Origin of the sequence: Propionispora hippei DSM 15287 (assembly GCF_900141835.1) — a bacterium.
GTDB classification, from domain to species: Bacteria; Bacillota; Negativicutes; order Propionisporales; family Propionisporaceae; genus Propionispora; species Propionispora hippei.
The window spans coordinates 1-25,603 of the sequence record NZ_FQZD01000046.1 but is presented as its reverse complement, the minus strand read 5'-3'; the positions used below and the strand labels follow the sequence as shown (position 1 = coordinate 25,603).

The 25,603-nt window shown below is 49.7% G+C and carries 26 protein-coding genes and 6 tRNA genes; 27 read left to right on the top strand and 5 right to left on the bottom strand.

The features are described from left to right. The first annotated feature begins 28 nt into the window (after nt 1-28). From F3H20_RS17615 to ilvA, 8 genes are all read left to right on the top strand, one after another. Nucleotides 29-103: transfer RNA gene (locus tag F3H20_RS17615), tRNA-Glu, on the top strand. A 6-nt stretch (nt 104-109) separates the two neighbouring features. Then, a tRNA-Val gene (locus tag F3H20_RS17610) sits at nt 110-185 on the top strand. Between the two features lie 36 nt (nt 186-221). After that, nucleotides 222-297: transfer RNA gene (locus F3H20_RS17605), tRNA-Asp, on the top strand. Nucleotides 298-307: 10 nt separating this feature from the next. After that, a tRNA-Phe gene (locus F3H20_RS17600) sits at nt 308-383 on the top strand. 186 nt (nt 384-569) lie between these two features. After that, the gene (locus tag F3H20_RS17595) at nt 570-2,270 is read left to right on the top strand and encodes a methyl-accepting chemotaxis protein (RefSeq protein ID WP_149736167.1); all 1,701 of its coding nucleotides are present in this window, start codon (nt 570-572) and stop codon (nt 2,268-2,270) included. A gap of 239 nt (nt 2,271-2,509) precedes the next feature. Beyond that, entirely contained in the window at nt 2,510-3,163 is a 654-nt protein-coding gene (locus tag F3H20_RS17590; protein ID WP_188128402.1) for a GGDEF domain-containing protein, read from the top strand. A gap of 131 nt (nt 3,164-3,294) precedes the next feature. After that, nucleotides 3,295-3,369: transfer RNA gene (locus tag F3H20_RS17585), tRNA-Gly, on the top strand. Nucleotides 3,370-3,486: 117 nt separating this feature from the next. Beyond that, nucleotides 3,487-4,692 carry a threonine ammonia-lyase gene (gene ilvA / locus F3H20_RS17580; RefSeq protein ID WP_149736165.1) on the top strand — a complete coding sequence of 402 codons (1,206 nt, stop codon included), beginning with the start codon at nt 3,487-3,489 and terminating at the stop codon, nt 4,690-4,692. Nucleotides 4,693-4,777: 85 nt separating this feature from the next. Here the strand turns inward: ilvA and ahpF are convergent, their stop codons facing one another. Together ahpF and ahpC are read right to left on the bottom strand one after the other, a co-directional pair. Beyond that, entirely contained in the window at nt 4,778-6,307 is a 1,530-nt protein-coding gene (gene ahpF, locus F3H20_RS17575) for an alkyl hydroperoxide reductase subunit F (RefSeq protein ID WP_149736164.1), read from the bottom strand. A 12-nt stretch (nt 6,308-6,319) separates the two neighbouring features. Continuing rightward, nucleotides 6,320-6,883: an alkyl hydroperoxide reductase subunit C gene (ahpC, locus tag F3H20_RS17570; RefSeq protein ID WP_149736163.1), complete on the bottom strand. Its 564-nt coding sequence runs from the start codon at nt 6,881-6,883 to the stop codon at nt 6,320-6,322. A gap of 866 nt (nt 6,884-7,749) precedes the next feature. On the opposite strand from ahpC, the gene ltrA reads away from it, so the two are divergent. Next, nucleotides 7,750-9,048, top strand: coding sequence for a group II intron reverse transcriptase/maturase (gene ltrA / locus F3H20_RS17565; protein WP_149736162.1), 1,299 nt, complete (start codon nt 7,750-7,752; stop codon nt 9,046-9,048). Nucleotides 9,049-9,198: 150 nt separating this feature from the next. Here ltrA and F3H20_RS17560 read toward each other — a convergent pair whose 3' ends face one another. Beyond that, complete coding sequence (locus F3H20_RS17560; RefSeq protein WP_149736161.1) at nt 9,199-9,624, bottom strand: VOC family protein; 426 nt, start codon at nt 9,622-9,624, stop codon at nt 9,199-9,201. Between the two features lie 167 nt (nt 9,625-9,791). Between F3H20_RS17560 and F3H20_RS17555 the strand changes: the two genes are divergently transcribed. The 5 genes from F3H20_RS17555 to F3H20_RS17540 all read left to right on the top strand — a co-directional run bounded on the left by F3H20_RS17555 (nt 9,792) and on the right by F3H20_RS17540 (nt 13,015). After that, complete coding sequence (locus tag F3H20_RS17555) at nt 9,792-10,112, top strand: carboxymuconolactone decarboxylase family protein (protein ID WP_149736160.1); 321 nt, start codon at nt 9,792-9,794, stop codon at nt 10,110-10,112. Between the two features lie 76 nt (nt 10,113-10,188). Beyond that, complete coding sequence (locus F3H20_RS17550) at nt 10,189-11,070, top strand: hypothetical protein (RefSeq protein WP_149736159.1); 882 nt, start codon at nt 10,189-10,191, stop codon at nt 11,068-11,070. A gap of 18 nt (nt 11,071-11,088) precedes the next feature. Next, nucleotides 11,089-11,217, top strand: coding sequence for a hypothetical protein (locus tag F3H20_RS20300; RefSeq protein WP_262501630.1), 129 nt, complete (start codon nt 11,089-11,091; stop codon nt 11,215-11,217). 49 nt (nt 11,218-11,266) lie between these two features. Then, nucleotides 11,267-12,088 carry an AraC family ligand binding domain-containing protein gene (locus F3H20_RS17545; protein ID WP_149736158.1) on the top strand — a complete coding sequence of 274 codons (822 nt, stop codon included), beginning with the start codon at nt 11,267-11,269 and terminating at the stop codon, nt 12,086-12,088. 27 nt (nt 12,089-12,115) lie between these two features. After that, the gene (locus F3H20_RS17540; protein WP_149736169.1) at nt 12,116-13,015 is read left to right on the top strand and encodes a DMT family transporter; all 900 of its coding nucleotides are present in this window, start codon (nt 12,116-12,118) and stop codon (nt 13,013-13,015) included. A 104-nt stretch (nt 13,016-13,119) separates the two neighbouring features. Here F3H20_RS17540 and F3H20_RS17535 read toward each other — a convergent pair whose 3' ends face one another. Continuing rightward, a complete protein-coding gene (locus F3H20_RS17535; protein WP_149736157.1) occupies nt 13,120-13,827 on the bottom strand; it encodes a Crp/Fnr family transcriptional regulator in 708 nt (235 codons plus the stop codon). Between the two features lie 138 nt (nt 13,828-13,965). Here F3H20_RS17535 and F3H20_RS17530 point away from each other — a divergent pair, with 138 nt between their 5' ends. From F3H20_RS17530 to F3H20_RS17470, 13 genes are all read left to right on the top strand, one after another. Beyond that, complete coding sequence (locus F3H20_RS17530) at nt 13,966-14,382, top strand: cytidine deaminase (RefSeq protein ID WP_188128401.1); 417 nt, start codon at nt 13,966-13,968, stop codon at nt 14,380-14,382. Nucleotides 14,383-14,423: 41 nt separating this feature from the next. Further along, nucleotides 14,424-15,092 carry a deoxyribose-phosphate aldolase gene (gene deoC, locus F3H20_RS17525; protein ID WP_223191828.1) on the top strand — a complete coding sequence of 223 codons (669 nt, stop codon included), beginning with the start codon at nt 14,424-14,426 and terminating at the stop codon, nt 15,090-15,092. A gap of 26 nt (nt 15,093-15,118) precedes the next feature. Then, nucleotides 15,119-15,871, top strand: a complete 753-nt coding sequence (udp, locus tag F3H20_RS17520) for a uridine phosphorylase (protein ID WP_149736155.1) — start codon at nt 15,119-15,121, stop codon at nt 15,869-15,871. Between the two features lie 115 nt (nt 15,872-15,986). Further along, on the top strand, nt 15,987-17,087 hold the full coding sequence (locus F3H20_RS17515; RefSeq protein WP_149736154.1) for a BMP family lipoprotein: 1,101 nt from the start codon (nt 15,987-15,989) through the stop codon (nt 17,085-17,087). Between the two features lie 148 nt (nt 17,088-17,235). Continuing rightward, nucleotides 17,236-18,762, top strand: a complete 1,527-nt coding sequence (locus F3H20_RS17510; protein ID WP_149736153.1) for an ABC transporter ATP-binding protein — start codon at nt 17,236-17,238, stop codon at nt 18,760-18,762. After that, complete coding sequence (locus tag F3H20_RS17505) at nt 18,759-19,820, top strand: ABC transporter permease (protein WP_149736152.1); 1,062 nt, start codon at nt 18,759-18,761, stop codon at nt 19,818-19,820. Before F3H20_RS17510 ends, F3H20_RS17505 begins: the two co-directional genes overlap by 4 nt. Nucleotide 19,821: 1 nt before the next feature. Beyond that, nucleotides 19,822-20,766, top strand: coding sequence for an ABC transporter permease (locus F3H20_RS17500; protein ID WP_149736151.1), 945 nt, complete (start codon nt 19,822-19,824; stop codon nt 20,764-20,766). Between the two features lie 104 nt (nt 20,767-20,870). Beyond that, a complete protein-coding gene (locus F3H20_RS17495) occupies nt 20,871-21,113 on the top strand; it encodes a hypothetical protein (RefSeq protein WP_149736150.1) in 243 nt (80 codons plus the stop codon). Between the two features lie 49 nt (nt 21,114-21,162). Then, nucleotides 21,163-22,374, top strand: a complete 1,212-nt coding sequence (locus F3H20_RS17490) for a DEAD/DEAH box helicase (protein ID WP_149736149.1) — start codon at nt 21,163-21,165, stop codon at nt 22,372-22,374. Between the two features lie 164 nt (nt 22,375-22,538). After that, the gene (locus F3H20_RS17485; protein ID WP_149736148.1) at nt 22,539-23,012 is read left to right on the top strand and encodes a pyridoxamine 5'-phosphate oxidase family protein; all 474 of its coding nucleotides are present in this window, start codon (nt 22,539-22,541) and stop codon (nt 23,010-23,012) included. 95 nt (nt 23,013-23,107) lie between these two features. After that, nucleotides 23,108-24,385 (top strand): HD domain-containing phosphohydrolase, encoded by a 1,278-nt coding sequence (locus tag F3H20_RS17480; protein WP_149736147.1) that lies wholly within the window; start codon nt 23,108-23,110, stop codon nt 24,383-24,385. 40 nt (nt 24,386-24,425) lie between these two features. Beyond that, a tRNA-Thr gene (locus F3H20_RS17475) sits at nt 24,426-24,501 on the top strand. A 362-nt stretch (nt 24,502-24,863) separates the two neighbouring features. After that, nucleotides 24,864-25,208 carry a hypothetical protein gene (locus F3H20_RS17470; RefSeq protein ID WP_149736146.1) on the top strand — a complete coding sequence of 115 codons (345 nt, stop codon included), beginning with the start codon at nt 24,864-24,866 and terminating at the stop codon, nt 25,206-25,208. Nucleotides 25,209-25,408: 200 nt separating this feature from the next. Here the strand turns inward: F3H20_RS17470 and F3H20_RS17465 are convergent. Further along, nucleotides 25,409-25,603 (bottom strand): transposase (locus tag F3H20_RS17465; protein ID WP_149736145.1); only part of this gene is annotated, 195 nt, incomplete at its 5' end.

The following is a 25,603-nucleotide window of genomic DNA, read 5'->3' as shown; positions in this document are numbered from 1 at the left end:
GTTCGAGTCGCGGGTGGATCACCATTGTGGCCCGTTGGTCAAGCGGTTAAGACACCGCCCTTTCACGGCGGTATCGGGGGTTCGATTCCCCCACGGGTCACCATATTACGGGCGATTAGCTCAGCTGGGAGAGCGCCTGCCTTACAAGCAGGATGTCGGCAGTTCGATCCTGTCATCGCCCACCAATCATATATCCGGCCGGCTAGTCCGGTCTTAAGTACGGCCCGGTGGTGTAGTGGTTAACATGCCGCCCTGTCACGGCGGAGATCGAGGGTTCAAGTCCCTTCCGGGTCGCCATTTTATTTTTGCCTCGGTAGCTCAGTCGGTAGAGCAGAGGACTGAAAATCCTCGTGTCGACAGTTCGATTCTGTCCTGAGGCACCATATTGTGTAGAGGATAACGCATACTTTTTAGTATGTGTTTTTTTGCGTTTTAAAGGAATTGGAGGCGCTTGATTTCTGCAAGAAATTGCTAGTTAAGATAATATTTTGAAGGGAATCCGAGTTTTTAAAAGAATTTTATTGAAGGATTATTACTTAGGATATTTTACAAAAGGAGGAGTGACAGGTATGAGAATGAGGAGGTTGCCTATGGGCCTCCAGTTGGGAATCATGTTCAGTATAACTATTGTTTTATTGACATCGTTAGTGGGGATGTCATTGTATCAATTAGCCGATAATAACAGCACCGCAGAGAGTATCATTAACCATACCGTTACCCGGGCAATAACTTTAAAGGACGCACATACCGACTTTACCAGAGCCTTGCTGGATATGCGCGGTTTTTTATTTTATCCTGACGGGAGTGCTACCTATGAGCAAGGGTATCGCAACAATCTGAAAAAGAGCTTGGAAGCTGTTGAAAGATATAACCAGGATTCTACCATGAATGACAGCAAGGAAGAAGGCGGTAAGCTTAAGAATTTAGTTGAAGCCTATGTGGCTATAGGTGACAAAGTGATTGCTGCCAAAAAAGCCAATGATCCGTTACTGACTCAGTATACAACTGAGGGGCGGAATTTGGTAAAGCAAATTGATGATCAATTTATCGTTGTGTCGACTATTCAGGAGAAATATCTTAATGACAAGGGGCAGGGCATGATCAGCGGTAACCAAGGTATGATGGTTAAGCTGGTCGTTGGCAGTCTCTGTATTTTGCTGCTTGCGGTTGCTTTAGTTAGCTGGTATGGACGGAACCTGGCGGGACGGCTCAAAAATGTCAGCCAGTCGCTGGCTCAAATTGGTGAGTTGGATCTTACCCAACCCGACTTACAGCCAACCCGCAATGATGAAATTGGCGACATGGGACTGGTTATTATAAAAATGCGCCATACCTTAAAGGAATTTACTCAAAGAATTCAAACCAGCAGCTCTTTGCTAGCCTCTTCCAGCCAGCAACTGAGCGCTACGGTAGATGAGCAAATCAAGTCGGTAGACTCGGTGGCCCAAAGCATTCAGGACATTGCGACCGGTTCGGTACAAAATGCCAACAGCATCAATGACATTTCGGCGACTCTGGAGCAAATTTCGGCCGGAGCCGAACAGGTTAGTGCCGGTGCCGGTGAACTGGACTATAATACGCAGACGGCGGTGGCTGAGGCTGAAGCGGGGATGAAACTGCTGCAGGAAGTTGTCAGTCAGAATGAAACAGTCAGTCAGGCGATGGCGGATATCGATTCGGTAACGGCCAGCTTGGCCCAGGGGTCAAACGACATCAAAGGCATTGTGGCCCTGATCAACGGAATTGCCGGACAGACTAACCTGTTAGCCTTAAATGCCGCCATTGAAGCGGCGCGGGCCGGTGAGGCAGGCCGCGGCTTTGCCGTGGTGGCCGAAGAAGTGCGGAAGCTGGCGGAACAAAGTGCCGGAGCTACGCAGAATATTGAAGAAATTATTGAGAAAATGGGCAATGAAATCGAGCATGCCGTACAAAGCGTCGGCAATGCCAGCGAAGAAGTGAAGAAGGGATCGGAAACAGTCTATAATACCCAACAGGGCTTTGTGGCGATTAATGAAAAACTGATGAGTGTTAAGGAAGGAATATCCCAGATTGCAGCATCGGTCAAAGAGATGGCGCAGGGAACGGAAGGCATGGTCGCCGGGGTACAGAATATCAGTGCTATCGCTGAAGAGACTTCTTCCAGTGCGCAGATGGTGGCGGCCTCTGCCGAGGAGCAAAACGCCAGCATGCATGAGATCAATTCCAGTGCGGGCGCGCTGTCCACGATGGCTGGTGAACTCAAGCAAATCGCAACTCAGTTTAAGATATAAAAGACTTGCCAATAGACAAGCTGCCGGAGCCTCCGGCAGCTTATTTTTTAGAACAAGTTCTGCAGGTAAACAGAAGAATTCTCTCGAATAGCCTTTAGCAGATATGCATCGCCGATGAATAGGCGCGTAGATAATGCCAATAGGATGGCTGCGAAACAAATTATTTGCTAACTCTTAGCGGGTATATAAAAACTCGTGACGGGCGGATCTGAGGTAGCTACAATCGGAGGAATAATATATTGGACATTTCATTTGCAACCAAGGCACCATTTATTATTTTTGCTAATGTATTGCTGTTACACTTAATAGGATATTTTGCTCAACAGTACTTTTCAGTCGCAATAGTCTGGTTAGTAGTTGGAATTATTGACGCTTTCTTCGGTTTTAGGTGTGGTTTATATATCCGAAACATCTTTAAGGATGAATTGACAGGACTATATAACCGAAGTTTTCTTGTACTCTTTCTGAAGAAGGTGTTGTTGGAAGTGAGAGCTAAGAAAACCTCCATTTCCTTGCTTATGGTAGACATTGATGAGTTTAAGCAGGTTAATGACACCTACGGGCATTTAGTTGGCGACATAGTATTAAGACAGATTGGGGCAATTCTTCAAAAAAGTATTAGAAAGACCGATTGCGTTGTCCGTTGGGGTGGCGAGGAATTTGCCGTTGTTCTTCCCGTTACAGACCGAGATGAGGCCTCAGGGATTGCCGAACGGCTTAGGCAGAACGTGGCAGGTTTTGATTTTAATTCTTCGCCTGTAATTTTAAAATTGACGGTTAGTATTGGAGCGGTCAGTTTGTGTGACAGTGTGGAACAGGACTACCTGATTAGACAGGCAGATAAGGCTTTATATCAGGCAAAGCAAACGAAAAATATGGTTGCCTTTGTATAACTTGCTGGTAATGATAGGGCAGTGTCTTGTATTTTGTAGCTTGATAGGGTATAATAAATTGCGTTGGGGGTATACCTGATGGTATACAAAAGAGGTTGTATCTTGTTCAAACCTCGTAATTTCTATATTATGCGGGCGTAGCTCAGTGGTAGAGTACCGGCTTCCCAAGCCGTGGGTCGCGAGTTCGAATCTCGTTGCCCGCTCCAGGAAAATAAAAGCCTTTCAGCAGATTGCTGGAAGGCTTTTTGCTATGGAAAGGGGAATTCTTCTTATCTATGGCGAATGAAAAATTACTATATTCCCATGAAAGAAGGAAGTACAGCATGATCACACTGGCAGATATAATAAAAGCCCGGGGCGTTCTAGACAATATAATTCATAAGACGGGCTTGATGACGGATAACCTATTGGATGAGACGACGGGTAACCGGATTTTTCTCAAGATGGAGAACTTGCAGCGGACGGGGTCATTTAAGGTCCGGGGAGCCTATAACCGGATTGCCAATTTGACTGATGCGGAAAAAGAAAAAGGGGTTATTGCGGCCTCGGCGGGTAATCATGCACAAGGGGTTGCGCTGGCAGCTAAAGCCTATGGGATTAGTGCCACGATTGTGATGCCTAGATATGCGCCCTTGTCTAAGATAAAGGCTACCCGTCAACTGGGGGCCAACGTCATCCTGGAGGGGGAAGTATACGATGATTCTTTTGAAGCAGCTCTGAAAATTCAGCAGGAGACAAAGGCCACCTTTATTCACCCTTTTGACGATCCGCTGGTGATTGCCGGGCAAGGGACGATCGGGTTGGAGATACTGGAGGCTTTGCCTGATGTGGAGGTTGTGGTAGTGCCTATTGGGGGCGGGGGACTGATTGCTGGTGTCGCCGCCGCGATAAAACAGAGTAACCCTGCCATCAAGGTAGTCGGCGTCCAGACCCGGAATATGCCGTCCATGTTTGAATCCATGGGTCAACAAAAAATCGTGACTGTTCACGGCTCGGCGACTATTGCCGACGGAATTGCTGTCAAAACTCCCGGCCAACTGACTTTTGATATGGTGCAGCAATATGTGGATGAGATTGTAACGGTGGATGAAGACGAAATATCCAGTACGATTTTATTTTTATTGGAAAAGGTAAAAACCGTTTCCGAAGGAGCGGGGGCAGTTTCGGTGGCAGCCGTTTTTAACCGGCTTTCCCACTATCAAAACAAAAAAATTGCCGCTGTGGTAAGCGGCGGTAATATTGATGTAAACATTCTGTCCCGTATTGTGGATCAGGGGCTGGTAAAAAGCGGTCGTAAGGTATACCTTGATACTATCATCCCCGATAAACCGGGCCATTTGTGGAAACTGTTGCAGCTAATCTCCAGCACCGGTGTCAACATTCTTACCATCAATCATAAGCGGGATAAACGGGATGTGTTAATCGGCTTTGCGCAAGTGGAAGTGGAAATCGAGACAGCCGATGAAGAGCATATTTACACTGTCAAAAAGCTGCTGGAGAAGAATAATTACTGCACACAGCTTTGCTAGATAGAAAATTAACGCCATTCTCCTGCGCTTACCGGAAAACAAAAGAGGTCTGCCTTGGGTTATTAAGGCAGACCTCTTTTATCCGTTAATTGCGGATTAAGTAATCGAAAGCGCTGAGGGCGGCAGTAGCGCCGGACCCCATGGAGATAATAATTTGTTTGTACGGGCTGGTCGTGCAATCGCCGGCAGCAAACACCCCGGGAGTGTTTGTAGCACCGTGATTGTCAACGACAATTTCGCCACAACGGTTGCGTTCGACCGATTCACCTAACCAATTCGTATTGGGTACCAGACCGATCAGGATAAACACACCTTCCAGTTCAATATGATGTGTTTTTTCTGTGGCGCGGTCCAGATAGGTAATTCCGTTTACTTTATCGGTACCGGTAATTTCCTTGGTCTGAACGTTTTTTAAAACAGTCACGTTAGGCAGAGAGTAGAGCCGTTTTTGCAATACGCCGTCCGCTTTTAACTCGGGCAGGAACTCAAGAACGGTGACATGTTCCACAATGCCTGCCAGGTCAATGGCAGCTTCAATGCCCGAGTTACCGCCGCCGATCACGGCAATTCGTTTTCCCTTAAATACAGGGCCGTCGCAGTGCGGGCAGTAGGCAATGCCTTTATTTCTAAACTCGGTTTCACCGGGCACGCCAATACTACGCCAGCGAGCGCCTGTAGCGAGAACCACGGTTTTACCCTTCAATATCCCGCCGCTTTCCAGTTCGATTTCGATGAAATCCTTTTTGGTCAGGCTCTTTGCGCGCTGGGCTTTCATGACATCAATATCGTAGGCCTTTACATGCTCTTCAAAGTTGGAGGAGAGTTTCGGCCCCTCGGTATATTTGGTACCGATAAAATTCTCAATGCCGAGCGTATCCTTGATCTGACCGCCGAAGCGATCAGCTACTAAACCGGTGCGAATACCCTTGCGGGCGGCATAAATAGCCGCGCTGACACCGGCCGGGCCACCGCCAACTACTAGTACATCGAACGGCTCTTTGTCGGTAAACTTGGCAGCGTCGGGCGTGGTATCAAGTTTCTCAACAAATTCTTCCAAGGTCATCTGACCGCTGCTGAAAAATTCACCATTTAGATGAACGGTAGGTACGGCCATGATGTTTTTGCTTTCCACTTCGTCGCGAAAGGCAGCCCCGTCAATCATTGTATGGGTGATGCCGGGATTGAGCACGCTCATAAGATTAAGAGCTTGCACAATCTCCGGGCAAATATGGCAACTTAAACTGATGTAGGTTTCAAACCGGTAATGGCCTTTGATTTGTTTGATCTGCTCAATGAGCTTCCCATCCACTTTCGGCGCTCGGCCGCTGGTCTGCAAAAGAGCCAATACCAGCGAGGTGAATTCATGGCCTAGCGGGATGCCGGCAAAAATAATTCCGGTGTTTTCGCCGACACGATTGATACTGAAGCTGGGCGTTCGCGGCAGATCAACGTGTTCCACTTTGATCTTGGAAGATAAAGAAGCCAATTCGTCTACCAGAGCCAGCATATCTTTCGATACCGTATCGGACCCTGCACTCACTTTAATCAGTATATCGTTCTCCATTAATTGAAGGTACTCAGATAATTGGGCTTTAATATCAGACTCCAGTAGCATGGTCGACACTCCTTAAATCTTTCCTACCAAATCCAGGCTGGGTCTGAGCGTTGCGCCGCCTTCTTTCCATCTGGCCGGGCAAACTTCTTTTGGATTTTTTCTAATATACTGGGCCGCTTTGATTTTATTGATCAAAGCACTGGCGTCACGGCCGATGCCGCCGGCATTAATTTCCACGGCTTGCACGACACCGTCAGGATCAATGATGAAGGTGCCGCGATCGGCAACACCGTCGTTTTCAATAAGTACTTCGAAGTTTCTGGATATCGTATGGGACGGGTCACCAATCATGATATAGGTAATTTTCCGGATGGTGTCCGAGGTGTCATGCCATGCTTTATGGGTAAAGTGGGTATCGGTAGAAACCGAATATACTTCTACACCCAGCTCTTTTAGCGTTTCATATTGATTTTGCAGGTCTTCCAATTCTGTCGGGCAGACAAAAGTAAAGTCTGCCGGATAGAAGCAGACAACGCTCCATTTACCTTTGAAATCGGCTTCCGTGACTTCGATAAACTTTCCGTTGTGATAAGCCTGTGCTTTAAAGGGTTTTACTTCAGTTCCAATTAACGACATAATACATGACCTCCTAAAATTTTATGTAATTTATTTTCTCAGCTAGATAATAATAATTATCTGTTGATATAAATTATCTTACAAAGCACTATGGATGTCAAGTCATTTATAAAAACTTTCCAATAAAAATTCCTCTTATTTGGAAATTCATTTGAGAGAGAACAGCCACCAATCGTTTGGTGCGCCTTGATCAATACTGAGGATATTGTAACCGGATGAGAGTAAAACCATACAGCACCTGTTTCCTGAGGCAGTGAATACAGAATATGCTTTTTAAGGTGTTGGTATGAATGTCAAGATGAAGTGAGTGTGGAGTTAATTGTGTAACCGGGGAAGGCGGTTGTTGCATGGCAATGTCGATTCGATAGAAACGTCCCGTGCGCCAAGAAGCGTACGGAGTAAAGCGGGTGGAAATCCCGCCAGAGAAGGCCTAGCCAGCCACTCTGTATCCAGCCTTGGGACTGAAGTGGTAACACCAGGTCTAAGCGTAGGTAGGAAAGGTAGTAGGCCGAAAGCGGAAGCTGAAGATGTAGAATCCCGAAATTCCTAATGGGAAAGGTCGATGTATGGGACGAGCAGAAGACAATACTAGACTTAGCGAAAAAAAAAGGCGAGTTAAGTCTGGCGCCCCGGGATCGAAGGTCTTGGCATGCTACACACCATTACTCCGTGTGAACTTGGGAGACCCTGCCACTCTCCCAAAGGAGTATGGCCGACAAGTTGAAGACGAGGAAGCCAAATAAGAGGCAGGGAGTCGGATTACGTAATAGTACCAATGAAGCAGGGCAATGCCTGCAGAGGGAAGGCCGTAACATAGTAGAGCCCTTAGAAAGAGAAACAATGCTGCCCTGGAGGCAGAGAAACCATTGAGAACAAAACTGACAAGGATAGCTGAGTTAGCCAAACAAAGACCGAAAATTAAACTGCAAACCCTAATCCATGCCATGGATGAAGAAAGCCTGAAAGCGGCCCATAGAGCACTGTCAGCAGACAAAGCAGTTGGGGTTGACGCTGTAACAAAAGACGAATATGGTGAAAAGCTAGAAGAAAACATTACCGAATTGTTAGCAAGAATGAAGCGGCAAGCCTATAAACCGCAACCCGTAAAGAGAGTCTACATCCCCAAAGCTGATAAGAAGAAAAGACCGCTAGGAATACCGGCCTATGAGGACAAACTGGTACAGAAAGCACTTAATGAAATCCTGACGGTCATCTACGAACAGGAATTTCTAGACTGCTCCTATGGATTCAGGCCAGAAAGAAGCTGTCATGACGCATTGAAGGAAGTCTCAAAAATCCTAGAAAGACAGAAAATCAGCTATGTAGTAGATGCGGACATTAAAGGATTCTTTGACAATGTGGAACATGGGTGGATGATGAAGTTACTGGAAGACCGAATCCAAGACCCGAACCTGCTGCGACTCATCCAACGCTTCCTAAAAGCCGGAGTCATAGAGGCAGGGGTAGAATATGAGACAGACACAGGAACGCCACAGGGAGGAATCATCTCCCCTACGCTGGCAAATGTATACCTGCACTATGTACTGGACCTATGGTTTACGGTAAAGATAAAGCGGGAATGCAGAGGCGAAGCCTACATAATCCGGTATTGTGATGACTTTGTATGCTTCTTTCAATACCAAGACGATGCGGAAATCTTCTATGGTAAGTTAATAGAACGATTAAGAAAATTCAACCTGGAGATAGCAGAGGAGAAAACAAAAATCATCGAATTCGGACGTTTCGCCGTGGAAAGGCGGAACAAAAGAGGAGAAGGAAAGCCAGGGACATTCGACTTTCTCGGCTGTACCCATTACTGCAGCCAAAACAAGAACGGAAATTTCCGAGTCAAAAGGAAAACCAGCCGGAAGAAATTTAAAACGAAGCTAAAACACTTTGCTGAATGGCTCTATCAAAACATGCACACAGAGCTAGGAACCCTGATCAAACAGATAAATGCCAAGCTGGTTGGGCACTTTTGCTACTATGGGATAACCGACAACAGTAATGGAATCCATACATTTGGATACCGTGTACGGCGTAAATTGTTTGAAATACTCAATCGCAGAAGTCAAAAGAAGAGCCTGACGTGGGAAAGATTTGCAAAACTAACAGATAGATTCCCGCTAGCAAAAGCGAGAATCTATGTGAATATTTATGGCTAGACGTAAGTAAATGCTGCTATGAAGAGCCGGATGCCTTAATAGGGCAAGTCCGGTTCTGTGAGGGGGCTGGAATGTGAGTTCCGCCTCTACTCGACTGGGAGTGAACATGAACACATAAAAACGGTTTACCGGTATTCGAGTGCTTTAAGTTTAAGGGAAGATTAAAGCATCGTTCTCATCGAATTCGATAAAGGGATTCCAGGCCACCTCCCACAGGTGGCCGTCAGGATCGGCAAAGTACCCGCTGTAGCCGCCCCAGAATACCGCCTGGGCGGGTTTGACCAGTGTAGCACCGGCCTGGACGGCCTGGGCTAACACCTGGTCCACTTCTTCCTTGCTCTTGGTGTTATGGGCCAGAGTGATGCCGGTAAAGCCTGAACCGGCCGAGGGCACAGTGGCGTCTTCGGCCAGCAGGTCGCGGGGATATAAAGCCAAGCCTACGCCGCCTGCGTCAAAAAAGACAATTTGATCTTGGCTGGCTTTAGACGGTGGCCAACCCAACCCGTCACGATAAAATTGACTGGCGGCAGCCAGATCTTTTACACCCAGAGTAATTATCGTTAGTTTTGGTCTCATCTGAGCTTCCTCCTTGCGTTTTCATGAGATCGTCAGTACAGACGGTGAAATAGGAAAGTCTTTGTCTTTGACAGGATGAGAAAGGAATTATAGTTATATAACGGAATTATATAACAGAATTACGGTAAGATAAAGAAAAGTGGCTTTATGATAAGGAGGCAGGTAGAATGGCTGAAGCAGGACAGGTTAGCAATGCGTTTCAAGTGTTTATGAAAGAAGCTCCCGGTCATCAGGCAGCCTGGCTGGAAGCCGTGCAGAAATTAGGTGCGGCCAGCAAACTGGACGGCAAAACCGAGGAACTGGCTTATCTTGCCGTACTGGCGGCATTGCGCCTGGAGGGTGGTTTGCCGTTTCATGTAAAACATGCCAGGGGGCTGGGGGCTACCCGGGAGGAAGTTATCAGTGCCATCCTGGTTGGCTTACCGGCAGCGGGAAATACAGTGCTTCAGGCATTGCCTGTTGCCCTCCAGGCTTTTGACAGTGAATGAGCAGCAGGCGTTACTTTTTGAGGGGAAATATCGTTTATATTTTTGAAGTCTGGTATAAACGGAAGGAAGTTATGGCATGTACAAGAAAACACTGGCTGTTATTATTGGGTTGCTGGGGATGTTGGTGTCGTCGGCCGATGCAAGCGTAGTGTCCCAGCCTGTCTATAATGAACAGGGAGAAATCATTGGTACTACCCGCAACGGTTCGACGGCAACAGCAGGGCTTGAGCTGCCGGAGGGCTATTCGTTGTTGACCGTTAAGCAGGGTGATGTAACCGGCGACGGGATTGCCGATACGGTGTATCTGGCAGGCCGCAAGGAGAAGGCTGACTCGATTTACGCCGCCGATCTTTGCCTTATTGTCAAAAACGGTCAGGACAATTCGCTTTACCGCAAACCGCTGGATCAGGTGGGCGGTTATGATGCCCGGCTGTTTCTCGGGGATTTTTCCGGTGATCATGTCGACGATGTGTACGTGGAAATCGCCTCCGGCGGTAGTGGCGGGTGGTATTACCACAATATTGTTACCTTCCGGAACGGTGAGGCTAAAGAAATCTTTGGCAAACAGGATAATGAAACAGCCTATCTGACCGGTACTTTTCAGGACGGCTGGAAGGTGGAGCTGAAGAACCGGCTTAATGGCAGGACCCTGTTGTTGGATCTCCATGACCGTAAAGCCGACTATGTGCGGCTGGGTTTGTATAAGGAGGATGGGACGCTGATTGGGGACCGCCGGGCGATGCCTGCACCGTATGGTCGTATGGAGGCGTCGGATATTGACGGCGACGGGGTGTATGAGCTGACAGGGCTGCAGCGCATTTCCGGCGCCTACCGGGCCGATGGCTTGGCGGATATTGAGACGGTGCTTAAATATAACGGCTCGGTCTGGCAGGCAACATCTGTCCGGGTTACTATTCCGATGGGCGGCGTGCAAGCGACCCCGGCCCGTCAGCAGTAAAACATGGAGCTATAGTATATGGATAAAACCAAGGGGAACGCCGCCGGCGTTCCCCTTGGTTTTATCCATATACTATTAATGAAACAGGCAGAAAAATTACCGCCAAGCAGGGCCGGAGAGCAATATCATACAAGAACGGCCGGCTGAATTATGGTACAGTTAATAGTAGTAGAGAACACAGGGGGAGGAATTGTCAGTGGAGCCCGAGGTAAGGACAGTCATTTATGATGCGGAATTAACAGTGGAGGCGTACCGCTTCCAGGGGATCATGCAGAAGTTTCCCAATCATTTTCATGATTATTATGTCATTGGCTTCATTGAAAATGGGCGGCGTTATTTGTCGTGCAAAAATAAGGAATACACCATAGAGCCAGGCGATTTGCTATTGTTTAATCCCTGTGACAATCATACCTGTGAACAGATCGACGGCCGGCCGCTGGATTACCGCTGCATCAATGTGCAATCCGAGGTTATGCGAAAAGCTGCACTGGAAATAACGGAACGGGAATACCTGCCTTATTTTACCCAGCCGGTGGTGTTTCACAGCGAGCTGGTTGCTTCTTTGCGGGAGTTGCATGCTATGATCCTGGCGAAGGAACCGGATTTTAGGAAAGAGGAAAGATTTCTTTGGCTGCTGGGGCAATTGATCGCCGAGTATACGGAGCAAACGGCGGTCTCCGGTCTCGATGGTTCAAGTCCGGAAACCGAGCGGACTTGCGAGTATCTTGAAAATAATTACACGAAGAACATTACGCTACGGGAGTTAAGCGCGGTTGCCGGGGTAAGCAAGTATTATCTGCTGCGTTCCTTTACGAAGCAAAAGGGGATTTCACCGTATAGCTATTTGGCCACGCTGCGGGTAACCCGAGCCAAGCAACTGTTAGAACAGGGAGTGACGCCATTGGAAGCCGGCCTGCAGACCGGCTTTACCGATCAAAGCCATTTCACTCATTTTTTTAAAAAGCTGATTGGTCTGACACCGCGGCAGTATCAAAAAATTTTTGAGGAACCGCGCTGATAGACTTGAAAGGAGGCGGATGTGTTAATGCTTACCGGACATGCCTTGGCCTGTCTCACGATTTTTATCTGGGGAACCACTTTTATTTCCACCAAGGTCCTGCTGAAGGCTTTCTCGCCGGTGGAAATTTTGTTTTTGCGCTTTGTCATCGGGTTTATCGCCTTATCACTGGCTTATCCGTCCAGACTGCCCTGGCAGGGAAAAATACGGGAATTGTATTTCGCAGCGGCCGGGCTTTGCGGGATTACCCTTTACTTTTTGCTGGAAAACATAGCGCTGACCTATACACTTGCCTCTAACGTGGCGATTATCCTTTCAATGGCGCCTTTTTTCACGGCCATGTTTGCCCACCTGTTTTTAGACGGCGAAAGGTTAAGGTTCCAGTTTTTTCTTGGCTTTGCCCTGGCCATAACTGGTATTTTTCTTATCGGCTTTAACGGTCATGCCGTGCCGGGACTAAATCCGTTAGGCGATTTGCTGGCCGTGCTGGCGGCCGTCGTATGGGCGGCCTATTCCATTTTGACTATGAAGATAGCCGGCTTCCGGTATAATACCATTCAGACGACACGGCGGATTTTTCTGTACGGACTATTGTTTATGCTGCCCGCCTTAGGGGTGTTTGGGTTTATTCCCGACCCCGGACAAATGCTAAAACCGATTAATTTGAGCAATCTCTTATTTCTTGGCCTGGGCGCCTCGGCGCTCTGCTTTGTAACCTGGAATGTTGCGGTTACCGTTTTAGGCGCGGTTAAAACCAGTGCCTACATTTACCTGGTGCCGGTCATTACGGCAGCCACGGCGGTCCTGGTACTGCGGGAACAACTGACCGGCATGTCCTTTGTCGGGATGATACTTACGCTGACCGGCTTGTTTTTCTCTGAGCACAGGTTTCGCCTTCCGGTCCGGGAGCGTATGGAAAGTGAGTGAACAGTGAAATACTGCCGGGAAGGCTGATTTTGTAGCAATGTTTTTCGATATAGGGGTAACTTGGAATCCGGCAGAAGCCGGATTCTTTTTTGTCGCGAGGTAACTTAATAGCTCGGTTTAATGTCCAAAGCGAGCAGCCGCTGGTATTGTTCCTGGTCTACGACAATTTTGTTGTGCTCCAGGCTGATATACCCCTGCTCAGCCAACCGTTTGACACAGCGGTTGACAGTTTTAGTGCAGAAACCGATTTCATCGGCGATTTGCTGACGGGTTGAGTGCAGACAAAGCTTGGCATTTAAGTGCTGCCGTTGGTAACAGGCAATCAGGTGCAGGGAAAAGCGTTCGATGGAATCTAAAAATAAAAAACTGCGGTTGACCTTTAGCTGCAAAAATAGCTTTTCGGCCAGCAGACTGCAAACGGTCAGGGAAGCGTCCGGGCATTGGCGCAGCCAGTCTAAAAAGGCTTCTTTGGAGAGACAGAAAGCTTTGCAGGTTGTCAGGGCCTTTACGGTAATGGCGTACTGCTCATCGCCGGTAATGGCCTCCAACTCGCCGATCATATCAAAAGCGGTGAATTTGCTGAACGAATAATGGATGCCTGAGGGAAATTCGGCCAGGGCCTCCATACTGCCACTGACTACCAGATAGACCAGCGTACTGGGATCGTGAGCCTTAACAATGGGGGTATTCTTCCGCAGTGTCACCCAGACGGCGGCATCGCCGCAAACCTTGAGCATATTCTGCAGCAATTGTTTAATCGGGGCAGGCAGGTCCAATTCATACTGAGACAGGGGATCGTTCGGTGCCGGCATGGGCAGTCCTCCTTCATCGCAGAAAAAATGTATGTATTTCTTTTTCCACACAGAGAGACATGTGTCCTATCATTATTTGGCCTTCCATAATAAAATTTTATTAAAAGCTCCTATTTATGGAACAATGAAAAGAGGGAGGTGAAGGAGATGCAAGACAGGGATTTATTGCGGCAGGCCGTTGCGGCCCGGGCATTTGCCTATTCTCCTTATTCGGGCTATCAGGTGGGCGCGGCACTGCTCTGCGAGGACGGTACGGTGTATACCGGCTGCAATGTGGAGAATATTTCCTACGGCGGTACTATTTGCGCTGAGCGGACGGCCGTGGTAAAAGCCGTCAGTGAAGGCCGGCAAAAGTTTGTCAAAATCGCCGTTTCCGTATCCGGCGAGGAGCCGGGTATTCCGTGCGGTTTATGCCTGCAATTCTTAAGTGAATTTGTAGACTCAGAATTTATACTGATTTGCGGCAATTGCCGGGATGAATATACCGTCTATTCCTTTAAGGAGATCCTGCCTGCCGTATTCCGGTCTGCCGCTGTTCATAAAGCGGGCGAATAAGAACGGTGTGCCTACGAATTTATCATATTGGAGGAGATATTGTGGAATCGATTGCCAAGCGCATTGATCATACCTTGTTAAAACCGCAGGCCAGCCGGGAGCAGCTTACCGTATTGTGCCAGGAAGCCAGGACGTACGGCTTTAAATCAGTCTGTATCAATCCTTGCCGGGTGCAGGAAGCAGCCAAGCTCCTGAGTGGCAGCTCCGTGCTGGTTTGTACGGTCATCGGTTTTCCCCTGGGGGCCTCTACGACGAGGATAAAGGCGGCGGAGGCGTTGGATGCCGTGGAGAATGGCGCCGGCGAAGTCGATATGGTGATTAATATCGGCGCCGTAAAGGACGGCGACTGGGACTATGTGGAGGCGGATATTGCCGCTGTGGTGCAGGCGGTGGCCGGTCGGGCGATAGTTAAGGTAATTATTGAAACCTGTCTGCTAACCGAAGCGGAAAAACGCCGCGCTTGTTCAGCCATTCTGGCGGCCGGGGCGGATTTTGTCAAAACGTCTACCGGCTTTGCCGGGGGCGGGGCAACGGTGGAGGATGTCCGTCTGTTAAGAGAGTGCGCGGGAGACAAGCTTCAGGTTAAGGCGTCCGGCGGGGTCAGCAGTTACGAAAGCGCCCTGGCTATGCTGGAGGCAGGCGCCGACCGGCTGGGTACCAGTGCCGGAGTGGCGATTATGAACGGTGCTGCCGGCAGCAGCGCATATTAATATCGGGAAAAGGCGGAGATACTACGATGAGCGAGCTGTATCATATTGGGCTAACACCGGAACAAGGGGCTAAGTATGCTATTTTGCCCGGCGATCCGGGGCGGGTGGAAAAAATCGCGCAGCTTTTGGAAAACCCTCAGTTTGTCGCCAACCGGCGGGAGTATAAAACCTATGCCGGAACGCTGGCGGGGGAACGGGTGCTGGTTACTTCGACCGGCATTGGCGGTCCGTCGGCCGCCATCGCTGTGGAAGAATTATATATGACGGGGGTACGGAATTTTATCCGCATTGGCACCTGCGGCGGCATGCAGCACCAGGTGATGAGCGGCGATGTGGTGGTGGCTACGGCGGCCATCCGTATGGAAGGAACCTCGAAGGAATACGTGCCTATTGAATATCCCGCCGTCGCTGATTTTGATGTAACCTGCGCACTGGTTGCCGCGGCCCGGCAGTTGAACAAACCCTTTCATACCGGGGTGGTTCAATGCAAGGATTCTTTTTACGGACAGCATAATCCCGGCCGGATGCCGGTCGGGGCTGAACTGCTCAATAAATGGGATGCCTGGATTAAGGCCGGCTGTCTGGCTTCGGAAATGGAATCGGCCGCACTTTATACGGTGGCCGGCGTATTACGGGCCCGGGCGGGCTGCGTACTATCGGTGGTTTGGAACCAGGAACGGGAGAAAGCCGGTCTGTCTAATGAACCTGTCCATGACACGCAGGCGGCCATTGAGGTGGCGGTTGAGGCGGTGCGCATCCTGATTTCGCAGAATAAGTAGAACGGTAAACGGATAAATCTTTTTGCAAAGTGGACATGTGTCCTTTTTTTGCGACGGGCTTGATCATACAATGATAAGTAATAGAGACGAATTTAATCCAATAGGAGGAGAAGCGATGAGTAAGAAAGGCTTGCTTTTGGTAATTCTCATGCTGGCCCTGACGGTTGTGTTCGCCGGCTGTTCCGGCAAGCAGGACACGAAAGCTCCTGCGGCAGGCAATTTAATGGTAGGGATGGTAACCGATGCCGGAACCATCGATGACAAGTCCTTCAATCAGGGAACCTGGGAAGGTATCGTAAAGGCGGGTAAGGATTTTGGCTTTACGCCGAAGTATCTGCGTCCCAACGGCACTACGGAAGCCGATTATGACAAGGAAATTGCCAATCTGCACGATGCCGGCTATAGCCTGATCATAACTCCCGGCTTTAAGTTTGAAAACTCCATCTTCACGGCTCAGGAAAAATATGCGGATACTAAATTTGTCTTACTGGACGGTGTGCCCCATCCGGGCAATGATTATTCCAAGGTAAAAGTGGGACCCAACACGGTGTCCATCAATTTTGCCGAACATGAAGCCGGCTTTGTGGCCGGTGTTGCCGCGGCGCTGCAGATCAAAACCGGTGAGTTCGGCTTTATCGGCGGGATGGAAATCCCGGCAGTCCAGCGGTTTAACTGGGGCTTCCAGCAGGGTGTCGCTTATGCGAACGCCAAGCTGGGCACCAAGATCACGCTGAAAGCGGAAAATGTAATTTACCAGGGTACGTTTAATGACGTGGCAGCCGGCCAGCAGTTGGCGGCGCAAATGTATGATAAGGGTGTCAATGTGATCTTTGCCGCAGCCGGCGGCGTAGGCGTCGGTGTTATCAATGAAGCGGTGGCCCGGACCAAAGCAGGTCATCCGGTATGGGTAATCGGCGTTGACGTCGATCAGTATGCTCAGGGCTATTACGATACCGATAAAACCAAATCGGTCATCCTGACTTCGGCGGTAAAATGCGTAGACCAGGCTTCCTATGACATGGTGAAAAATCTGAAGGAAGGCACTTTCCCTGGCGGCAAGACGCTGACCTTCAATGCGAAAAACAACGGGGTCGGGATTCCGGCTACTAATCCCAATCTGAAAGAGGATGTCATCAGCAAGGTGAAAGAGGTATTTGCCGATATTCAAAACGGTAAAATCACTGTAGCCGATAAGGGAGACGGCCTGATTCGTTAAATAAACGATCTATAGCCAATGAAAGACTGATTCAGCGTAGAACAGGTCCGAACCGGAGAGAACGCAGCTTGCTGTGAGCGGCTCTTCTGTCCGGGCCTGTTTTTATTGAAACCGGACATAGCAATTATGAGTTATAGGGGGCAAAGCGATGGAGTATGTCGTAGAAATGCGGGACATACGTAAAGAATTTGTGGGAATTGTAGCCAATGATAATATCACGCTGACCGTCCGTCCCGGTGAAATTCATGCTCTACTGGGGGAAAACGGTGCCGGAAAATCAACACTGATGAGCATTCTCTTTGGCCTCTACCAGCCGGATAGCGGTAAAATCTTCATTCGAGGCCAGGAGGTGAAGATCACCAATCCTAATGTGGCCAACGAACTGGGCATCGGTATGGTGCATCAGCATTTCAAGCTGGTCCATAACTTTACGGTCACGGAAAATATCATTCTGGGGTTGGAACCGCAGCGGTTTGGCACTGTTCATACCAAGGCGGCGTCCGCGCGGATTCGGGACCTTTCCCGGCATTACGGGTTGAACGTTGATCCGGATGCTAAGATCGAAGACGTTTCGGTTGGGATGCAGCAGCGGGTGGAAATTTTAAAAATGCTTTACCGCAATGCCGAAGTGCTGATTTTTGACGAACCGACAGCCGTGCTTACTCCCCAGGAAATAACCGAGCTGATGAAAATTATGAAAAACCTGGTGGCCGAGGGCAAGTCGATTATTTTGATCACTCATAAACTCAAAGAAATTAAAGCCGTAGCCGACCGCTGTACCGTCATCCGCCGGGGCAAGTATGTCGGAGTTGTCGATGTGGCAACCACCAGCGAACAGAAAATGGCGGAAATGATGGTGGGGCGTCAGGTTTCCTTTACCGTTCCGAAGGGCGAATACCGTCCCGGTGAGGTGCTGCTCAAGGTGGAGGACCTAACCGTGTTAAACCATGCCAGGTTAGCAGCGCTGAAAGAGTTTTCCCTGTCCGTCCACGCCGGGGAAATCGTTGGTGTCGCCGGGGTTGACGGCAATGGTCAGACCGAGCTGGTTGAGGCGATCACCGGACTCCGCAAGGCCGAAGCGGGGCATATCTGGCTTGACGGGCAGGAGATTACCCATTTGTCGGTCCGCCAGCGGATTGATGCCGGCTTGGCCCATGTGCCGGAGGACCGGCAAAAACGGGGGCTGGTGCTGGACTATAGTCTGGAAGATAATATCATCCTGGAAATTTACGGCCGCAAGCCCTTTGCCAAACGGCGACTGCTCAACCGCCCGGCCATCCGGCAGTATGCACAAGAGGTTATGCGGCATTTTGACGTGCGATCGGCTCAGGGCACCGTGACAGCCGCCCGCTCGCTGTCAGGCGGCAACCAGCAAAAAGCGATTATCGGGCGGGAAATCAGCCTGAATCCCCGCGTGCTGATCGCTGTTCAGCCAACCCGGGGGCTCGATGTCGGTTCGATTGAATACATCCATAAACGGCTGGTAGCGCAACGGGATGCGGGATTTGCGGTGCTGCTGGTATCATTGGAGCTTGATGAAATCCTGAATCTGTCCGACCGGATTGCCGTCATTAGCCATGGCGAGCTGATTGGTACAGTAAGTGCAGCGGAAACCAATGAAATCAAAATCGGGCTGATGATGGCCGGGGTCGGTAAGGAGGGGCAGGAAGCATGAATTTTCATAAGCAAAAAGAAGTGATCACGCTGTTGGCAACTATTTTGCTGGGCCTCATTGCCGGAGCGCTGTTTATGCTGTTTGCCGGCCATGACCCGCTGACGGGCTATAAGTTTTTGTTCCGGGGCGGTCTGATGAGCCTTGAACGGGTGGGCAATACACTGGCAACGGCGACGCCGCTAATTTTTACCGGCTTGTCGGTCGCCTTCGCCTTTAAAACCGGGTTATTTAATATCGGAGCGGCCGGCCAGATGCTGTTTGGCGGCTTTTGTGCCACGGCAGTGGGGCTGACCTTGCCGCTGGACAAACCGGTCCTGCTTTTGGTTATGGCCCTGGTGGCTATGCTGGCCGGGGCTTTGTGGGCGGCTTTGCCGGGCTGGTTCAAGGCCCGCTTTAATGTGCATGAAGTGGTTTCCACGATTATGTTTAACTGGATTGCGTATTGGCTGGTGTATTACTTTGTGCCCCTTTACTTTAAAGGTTCTTTTGAAACGGAATCACGCAATATTCCGCTGGAGGCATCGCTCAGGACGCCTTGGCTGTCCCAGATGTTTGACGGGTCTTATATTAATATCGGTCTGCTACTAGCCTTGGCGGCTGTTGTGCTTTGCGCTTTTTTGCTGCAGCGGACAACACTCGGCTTTGAACTGAAAGCCGTGGGCTTCAACCGTTTTGCTGCCGAGTATGCCGGAATTCATGCCGGCCGGAGCATTGTGGTGTCGATGATGCTGGCCGGTGCGTTGGCCGGTCTGGGCGGCATGACCTTATACTGTGGCTATGCCACCAATATTCAGATCGGCATTTTGCCGTCCCAGGGAATTGACGGTATTGCCGTGGCACTACTGGGGGCTAATTCACCCTGGGGCGTGCTGGCGGCGGCCCTCTTCTTTGGAACGCTGTATTCGGGCAAGGGGTTCATGAATGCCATGACCAGCATTCCGCCGGAAATTGCCGATACCATCATTGCCACTATCATCTACTTTGCCGCCACCAGCGTGCTGATTGAGAAGTTCCTGGACCGGCTGTGGCGCAAACAACAAAGCAAGGAGGGCGCGTAACATGTGGGTGATTCTTCAGCAAATTGCACCGTATGCGGTAGCCTATATGATTCCGCTGCTGGTTACGGCTCTCGGCGGCCTATATTCGGAACGGAGCGGCGTGGTGAATATCGGTCTGGAAGGGCTGATGGTGGTTGGCTCTTTTGCCGGGGCGTTGACCATTGCCACCCTGCAGGGCAGCATGCCCAGCGAGGCGCTTTGGCTGGGTCTGCTGGCGGCTACGGTGGCGGGCGCACTGTTTTCGCTGCTCCATGCCTTTGCCAGCATCAGTCTGAACGCCAACCAGGTTATTAGCGGCACGGCGATCAATATGATTGCCGGGGCTTTGACGGTATTTATCGCCCGCAATCTTACAGGCAGCGGCAATATTCAGGTTGCCAGCTTTACCCGCTTCTCCGTGCCGGGGCTCAGCGATCTGCCGGTTGTGGGCAAACTGTTTTTTACCAATACCTATCCGACCACCTGGCTGGTGCTGTTCATCCTGCTGATTTCCTATTATGTTTTGTACAAGACGGTGTTCGGCCTGCGGCTCAGAGCTTGCGGCGAGCATCCTCATGCGGCCGATGCTGCCGGTATCAATGTCTACCGGATACGCTATCTGGCGGTGGCGATTTCCGGCGCCTTATCCGGCTTGGGCGGCGCCATTATCCTGACTACCTATTCCGGCGAGTTTAACGGAACGGTGTTCGGGCTGGGCTTCCTGGCTTTGGCCGCGCTGATTTTCGGACAGTGGAAGCCGCTGGGTATCCTGGGAGCAACGGCATTTTTTGGGTTTGCCAGCACCATTGCCAATGTAGCGCAGGCGACGCCGGTGCTTGCGAAAATACCGGGTGTTATCTTAAAAGTGTTTCCCTATGTGATTACCCTGCTGGTACTGGTGCTGTTCTCCCGCTCATCACAGCCGCCGCGGGCCTCGGGTGAACCGTTTGAACACGGTAAACGTTAATAGGGAACCGTTGATTTAATGAGCCAGCCACTGGGCTGGCAATATGAATAAATCAGTGAGCCTCTAAGCTCCCTCCCGGACTGGTAATGCGCCGGCAGGGAGCTTTGCTGTTTGTGCTATTGCGGCGGCGGGACAAGGAAGATAGGCCGGTCATGTGGAATGTAAAAGAGGGTGAAATGATTAAAGAACCGGATGAATCTGTTCCGGCAGGGGATACTTTACATAGGCAGGTGAGGATGTTGGGAAAAATATCGGATAAAAGCAGCTATAAAAATTTGAAGAACGCTATCAAAAGTACAAAGTTTTTTACTAATAAGCAAGCGCCGCGAAAACCGGCCGGAAAATAGGAAGTACTTGCTTCCCGGAGAATGTGAATATACAGGAGAGAAGAATAGAATGAGCGAACCGTTTATCAAACTCGGGCTTAGCAAAGAATTGGCCCAGGCGCTGCAGGACAGCCGGATTGAGACGCCAACCCCGGTGCAGCAGCAAGTCATTCCGTTGGCTCTGACCGGTAAAGACGTAGTGGGACAGTCGGCGACCGGGACAGGCAAAACCTTAGCCTACCTGCTGCCACTGCTGCAGAAAATCGACACCGGCCGCCGGGAGACGCAGGCTATCGTGTTGGCGCCTACCCATGAACTGGTCATTCAGATCCAGCGTCAACTGGAAGAACTGATTCAAAGATCCGGTTTACCCGCAACGGCGGCACCGATGATCGGTAATGTGAATATTTCCCGCCAAATTGATAAATTGAAAGAAAAACCGCACATTTTGGTGGGATCAAGCGGCCGGCTACTGGAATTGATTCAAAAAAGGAAACTGTCGGCCCAGACGGTGAAAACTATCGTACTGGACGAAGCGGACCGGTTGTTGGACGACAATAACCGTGACAGCGTCAAGGCCGTCATTAAAACGACACAGCGCGATCGTCAGCTGCTGCTGTTTTCGGCTACCTTCACGCCCGCCGTACGGGAACAAGTGCAGGGACTGACTCAGGCGGCGATCTGGGTCGAGCTGGGTGATGACATAAAGATTCCGGCAGGCATTACTCATTTGTATGTTGTCGCGGAACAACGGGATAAAATTGAATTGCTGCGCAAACTAACCGGTCATCTGGCGGTGCAGAAGGGCCTTGTGTTCATAAATAGAAGCGATAACATCCTGAATGTGACAGAAAAGTTGGCCTATCACGATATAGCGGTAGCCGGATTGCATGGCAGTTCGCTGAAAAATGAGCGAAAAAAGGCGATGGACGATTTTCGCAGCGGCCGGGTAAAGCTATTAGTGGTTTCCGATTTAGCGGCGCGGGGCCTGGATATTCCTGACGTTACTCATGTATTCAACCTGGAATTTCCGGAAGATCCCAAGCTGTATCTGCACCGGGCCGGCAGGACGGGCCGGGCCGGCAAAAGCGGAACAGTTCTGTCGCTGGTTACGCCGGGCGAAGCCGCCCTGATTCCCCGTCTGGAAAAGATTTTGAACATTGAAATGGCAGCTAAAAAGCTGCTGCGCGGCAAACTGGCCGATACGGCAATCAGGCCGCGGACTGCAGTAACCGGCCGTACCAGCAAGGCCCGTCCAGTGCTGAAACAGCCAGAGCGGTAACCGGCAAAAAAAACAAGGCCAGCCGTGGGTAACAGCTGACCTTGTATAGTGGGAGAAGAATAACTATGCTCTACTAGTATTACCTGAGAGCATACCGGTTATACAGAGAACGGAAAATTTTTTTAACAAAAAGAAGCTGCGTCGCAGCGGGAGAGGTACTAACCATGTTTAAACCGATGAGAAGAAAAGAAAAGCAGTTAAGTGAGCCGGAAACAAATAAAATTATGGCTCACGGGGAGTATGGGACACTGGCCACTTTGGGAGATAACGGCTATCCCTATACCACCCCGCTGAACTATGCCTATGATGAAGCCGGACAGGCTATTTATTTTCACTCGGCACTGGCCGGGAACAAAGTGGACAACATGAACTATGAGTCTAAGGTATGTTTTTCGGTGGTAGGCTATACCCGGCTGCTGCCGGAAAAGTTTGATACCGAGTACGACAGTGCCATCGCCTTTGGGAAAGTCCTGCCGGTAAATGAGGGGGCCGAAAAAGAAAAGGCCCTGGAACTGCTGATAAAAAAATACTCTGCTGAGTTTTGGCAGGAGGGTCGGGAGTATATTGCCCGCAGCCAGCGGCACACGACTGTTTATAAAATACAGGTGGAGCATCTGACCGGAAAACGGGGACGTTAAAAAGTGGGCGATCAATTGACCTAGTAAACGTTTCCAAGTATAATCCAAGTATAGAAAAGACTGTAGTAGCAGGTCACACGTTTGGAGAATGGATTATGATATTTCACATTAACCCGATCAATCTTTTGCGGGCCCTGTCAATGGCCCTGGAGTTATCCCAAGGTATTGGGCTGTCGAAACACCACTGGCGAACGGCTGTCATCAGCGAACGGCTTGCCTCGCATATCGGAGTAGATGACCAGCAGCGGCAGGTTGTGGTATATGCGGCTTTGCTGCATGATATCGGTGCGGCTTCCAACTGGGAAGAACGGCTGCAGTTGGTCAATCCGCAAGCCGGTCATAACCTGCAGGCTCATGCGGAGGCAGGCTACCAGCTGCTTAAGGATTCGACCCAGCTTGGCATGCTGGCGGAGCCGATCCGTCATCACCATGACTTGTGGAATGGACCGAGGTATGATCGTGTTAAAGGAGAAAGTATTCCGCTGGCTGCCAGGCTGATTCATTTGGCTGACCGGGTGGAAGTGCTCATCAGGGATGACCGTAATATTCTGGAACAGCGGACGGCTATCCTAACGAAAATCCGTCAGTTGAGCGGGAGCTGGTTTGATCCGGCGCTGGTCCGGGCTCTGGAAGAGTTGTCACGGCAGGAGAGCTTCTGGCTGGACTTAGTCAATCCTTCCTATTATCAAAATTTTTTTCGTAATGTGGATGACTATACCTGGATGCGATTTACCGTGGATGATATTATCGACATTGCGGAGATTTTTGCCACGATTATTGATGCTACCAGCAGCTTTACCGCCACACATTCCCGGACGGTAACGGAAGTGTGTTCCATTTTGTCCCGAATCAGAGGGTTCAGTGAGCAGGAAATCAAGACGATGCGCATTGCCGGGCTGCTGCACGATCTGGGCAAACTGTCCGTTCCCAACGCTATTTTGGAAAAGCCGGGTAAGCTTACCGCCAAGGAATATGTTATTGTGAAACAGCATCCTTATTATACTTACCGTATTCTGGAGCAGATCAACGGTTTTGAGACCATTGCCCAATGGGCGGCTTATCACCATGAGACGCTCGACGGGCGGGGTTATCCGTTCCGTCTGGGTGCGGCTAACCTGACGCTGGGTTCCCGGATTGTCGCCGTTGCCGATGTATTTACCGCGTTAACCGAAAATCGTCCGTACCGGGCGCCTATGTCCCTGGCGCAGGCGGAAAAAATCATGCGAACCATGGTTGCCGAGCAAAAGCTGGACGGTAATATTGTGGCGGATTTATTTCATTATGGAATAGAAGCGTATGCTTTGGTTCAGGCAACCTCGCTGCTCCATCTTAAAAAGGACGACGATGATATTTTAACAAAGGTTGGTTGTTGACTTTTTTCAGGATAGAAGGTACAATGAATATCGTGAAAACGCCGGTATAGCTCAGCTGGTAGAGCGGCTCATTCGTAATGAGTAGGTCGTAGGTTCGAATCCTATTATCGGCTCCAGTAAAATCAAAGGTCTGCACAGTGTGCAGGCCTTTTTTATGTAAATACGTGTTCCGATCCGGGTCCACGACGAGAATAAGCTCAAGAATCTTTTCTATCTAGGTGACAATCGTATGATTTTAGCTACCTGTCTGCCGGCGGGCGGTTTTGATTTCCTGCTAAGTCCAATTGGCCTGTAAAACTAGGCGATAGTCCAAAATTTAATGCTCAAAAACAATCCTTCCTTTTATTGATGCCTTTAGTTGCCGGGTTTTTGACTTTATTGATTCTGATATAAATATTTACACCGGGATCGCTTTGTCAAAAAATTGTAACATTTACATGGTAGTATTTTCTTAAGCAAGATATGGGAGGGATTTCACATGAATAGCATGGTAAAAAAGACTGTCATTTACTCACTGGTCGGTGTTATGCAAATTGGTTTTGGTGTTGCAGTTACGGAAGCATCGCCGCTGCCTGCCGGCAACTGGCAGCCGCAGACCATTCAGATGGATCACCGATATGATTACGATAGAGAACGGCAGCGTGAACATGATCGGAGAGTACGTGAGGAAAACAGGCGGCATGAGAGAGAAATGAGACGGCGCGACCATGAAAGTGAAAGAGAATGGCATGCGCGTCAGGAACGGGAAAAAGAACGTCATGAACAAGCATTGCGTGAAATAGCGGCGTTGGTCATTGGGATTGTAATTGGCAATGCCAATTGATGACCGGTAACTTTGTTTCTCAGGTATGAGTGACAAAACTGTCCGCGTCTATCAGATAGCCGTTTTTGCGGGTGTATCCCTGATTTTGTGTAAACTCCAAATAGCATAAAAAAGAGCAATATTTTTTAAGAGGGCAAAACAGTCAGATAGGCTGATTGCCCCTCTGTTAGCATTATACGAAAACTAGCCCGGCTGTCAAGCTAGTCCAGCCGGTCGGCAAAGAATATTTCTAATTGGGAATGGATTTGTCCCCAGTCTTTACGTCGCCCCGTCCACTTTTTAGTAATATCAATCATAGCCAGGTACAACATTTTTAACAAGCTGTCATCAGTAGGAAATACGGATTTTGCCTTAGTCACTTTGCGCAGCTGACGATTGAAATTCTCAATCGCATT

Coding starts and splice junctions, on each gene's coding strand:
- F3H20_RS17595 (WP_149736167.1), top strand. CDS start 570: ATGAGAATGAGGAGGTTGCCTATGGGCCTCCAGTTGGGAATCATGTTC.
- ilvA (WP_149736165.1), top strand. CDS start 3,487: ATGATCACACTGGCAGATATAATAAAAGCCCGGGGCGTTCTAGACAAT.
- ahpF (WP_149736164.1), bottom strand. CDS start 6,307: ATGCTACTGGAGTCTGATATTAAAGCCCAATTATCTGAGTACCTTCAA.
- ahpC (WP_149736163.1), bottom strand. CDS start 6,883: ATGTCGTTAATTGGAACTGAAGTAAAACCCTTTAAAGCACAGGCTTAT.
- F3H20_RS17560 (WP_149736161.1), bottom strand. CDS start 9,624: ATGAGACCAAAACTAACGATAATTACTCTGGGTGTAAAAGATCTGGCT.
- F3H20_RS17555 (WP_149736160.1), top strand. CDS start 9,792: ATGGCTGAAGCAGGACAGGTTAGCAATGCGTTTCAAGTGTTTATGAAA.
- F3H20_RS17550 (WP_149736159.1), top strand. CDS start 10,189: ATGTACAAGAAAACACTGGCTGTTATTATTGGGTTGCTGGGGATGTTG.
- F3H20_RS20300 (WP_262501630.1), top strand. CDS start 11,089: ATGGATAAAACCAAGGGGAACGCCGCCGGCGTTCCCCTTGGTTTTATC.
- F3H20_RS17540 (WP_149736169.1), top strand. CDS start 12,116: ATGCTTACCGGACATGCCTTGGCCTGTCTCACGATTTTTATCTGGGGA.
- F3H20_RS17535 (WP_149736157.1), bottom strand. CDS start 13,827: ATGCCGGCACCGAACGATCCCCTGTCTCAGTATGAATTGGACCTGCCT.
- udp (WP_149736155.1), top strand. CDS start 15,119: ATGAGCGAGCTGTATCATATTGGGCTAACACCGGAACAAGGGGCTAAG.
- F3H20_RS17515 (WP_149736154.1), top strand. CDS start 15,987: ATGAGTAAGAAAGGCTTGCTTTTGGTAATTCTCATGCTGGCCCTGACG.
- F3H20_RS17510 (WP_149736153.1), top strand. CDS start 17,236: ATGGAGTATGTCGTAGAAATGCGGGACATACGTAAAGAATTTGTGGGA.
- F3H20_RS17505 (WP_149736152.1), top strand. CDS start 18,759: ATGAATTTTCATAAGCAAAAAGAAGTGATCACGCTGTTGGCAACTATT.
- F3H20_RS17500 (WP_149736151.1), top strand. CDS start 19,822: ATGTGGGTGATTCTTCAGCAAATTGCACCGTATGCGGTAGCCTATATG.
- F3H20_RS17490 (WP_149736149.1), top strand. CDS start 21,163: ATGAGCGAACCGTTTATCAAACTCGGGCTTAGCAAAGAATTGGCCCAG.
- F3H20_RS17485 (WP_149736148.1), top strand. CDS start 22,539: ATGTTTAAACCGATGAGAAGAAAAGAAAAGCAGTTAAGTGAGCCGGAA.
- F3H20_RS17480 (WP_149736147.1), top strand. CDS start 23,108: ATGATATTTCACATTAACCCGATCAATCTTTTGCGGGCCCTGTCAATG.
- F3H20_RS17470 (WP_149736146.1), top strand. CDS start 24,864: ATGAATAGCATGGTAAAAAAGACTGTCATTTACTCACTGGTCGGTGTT.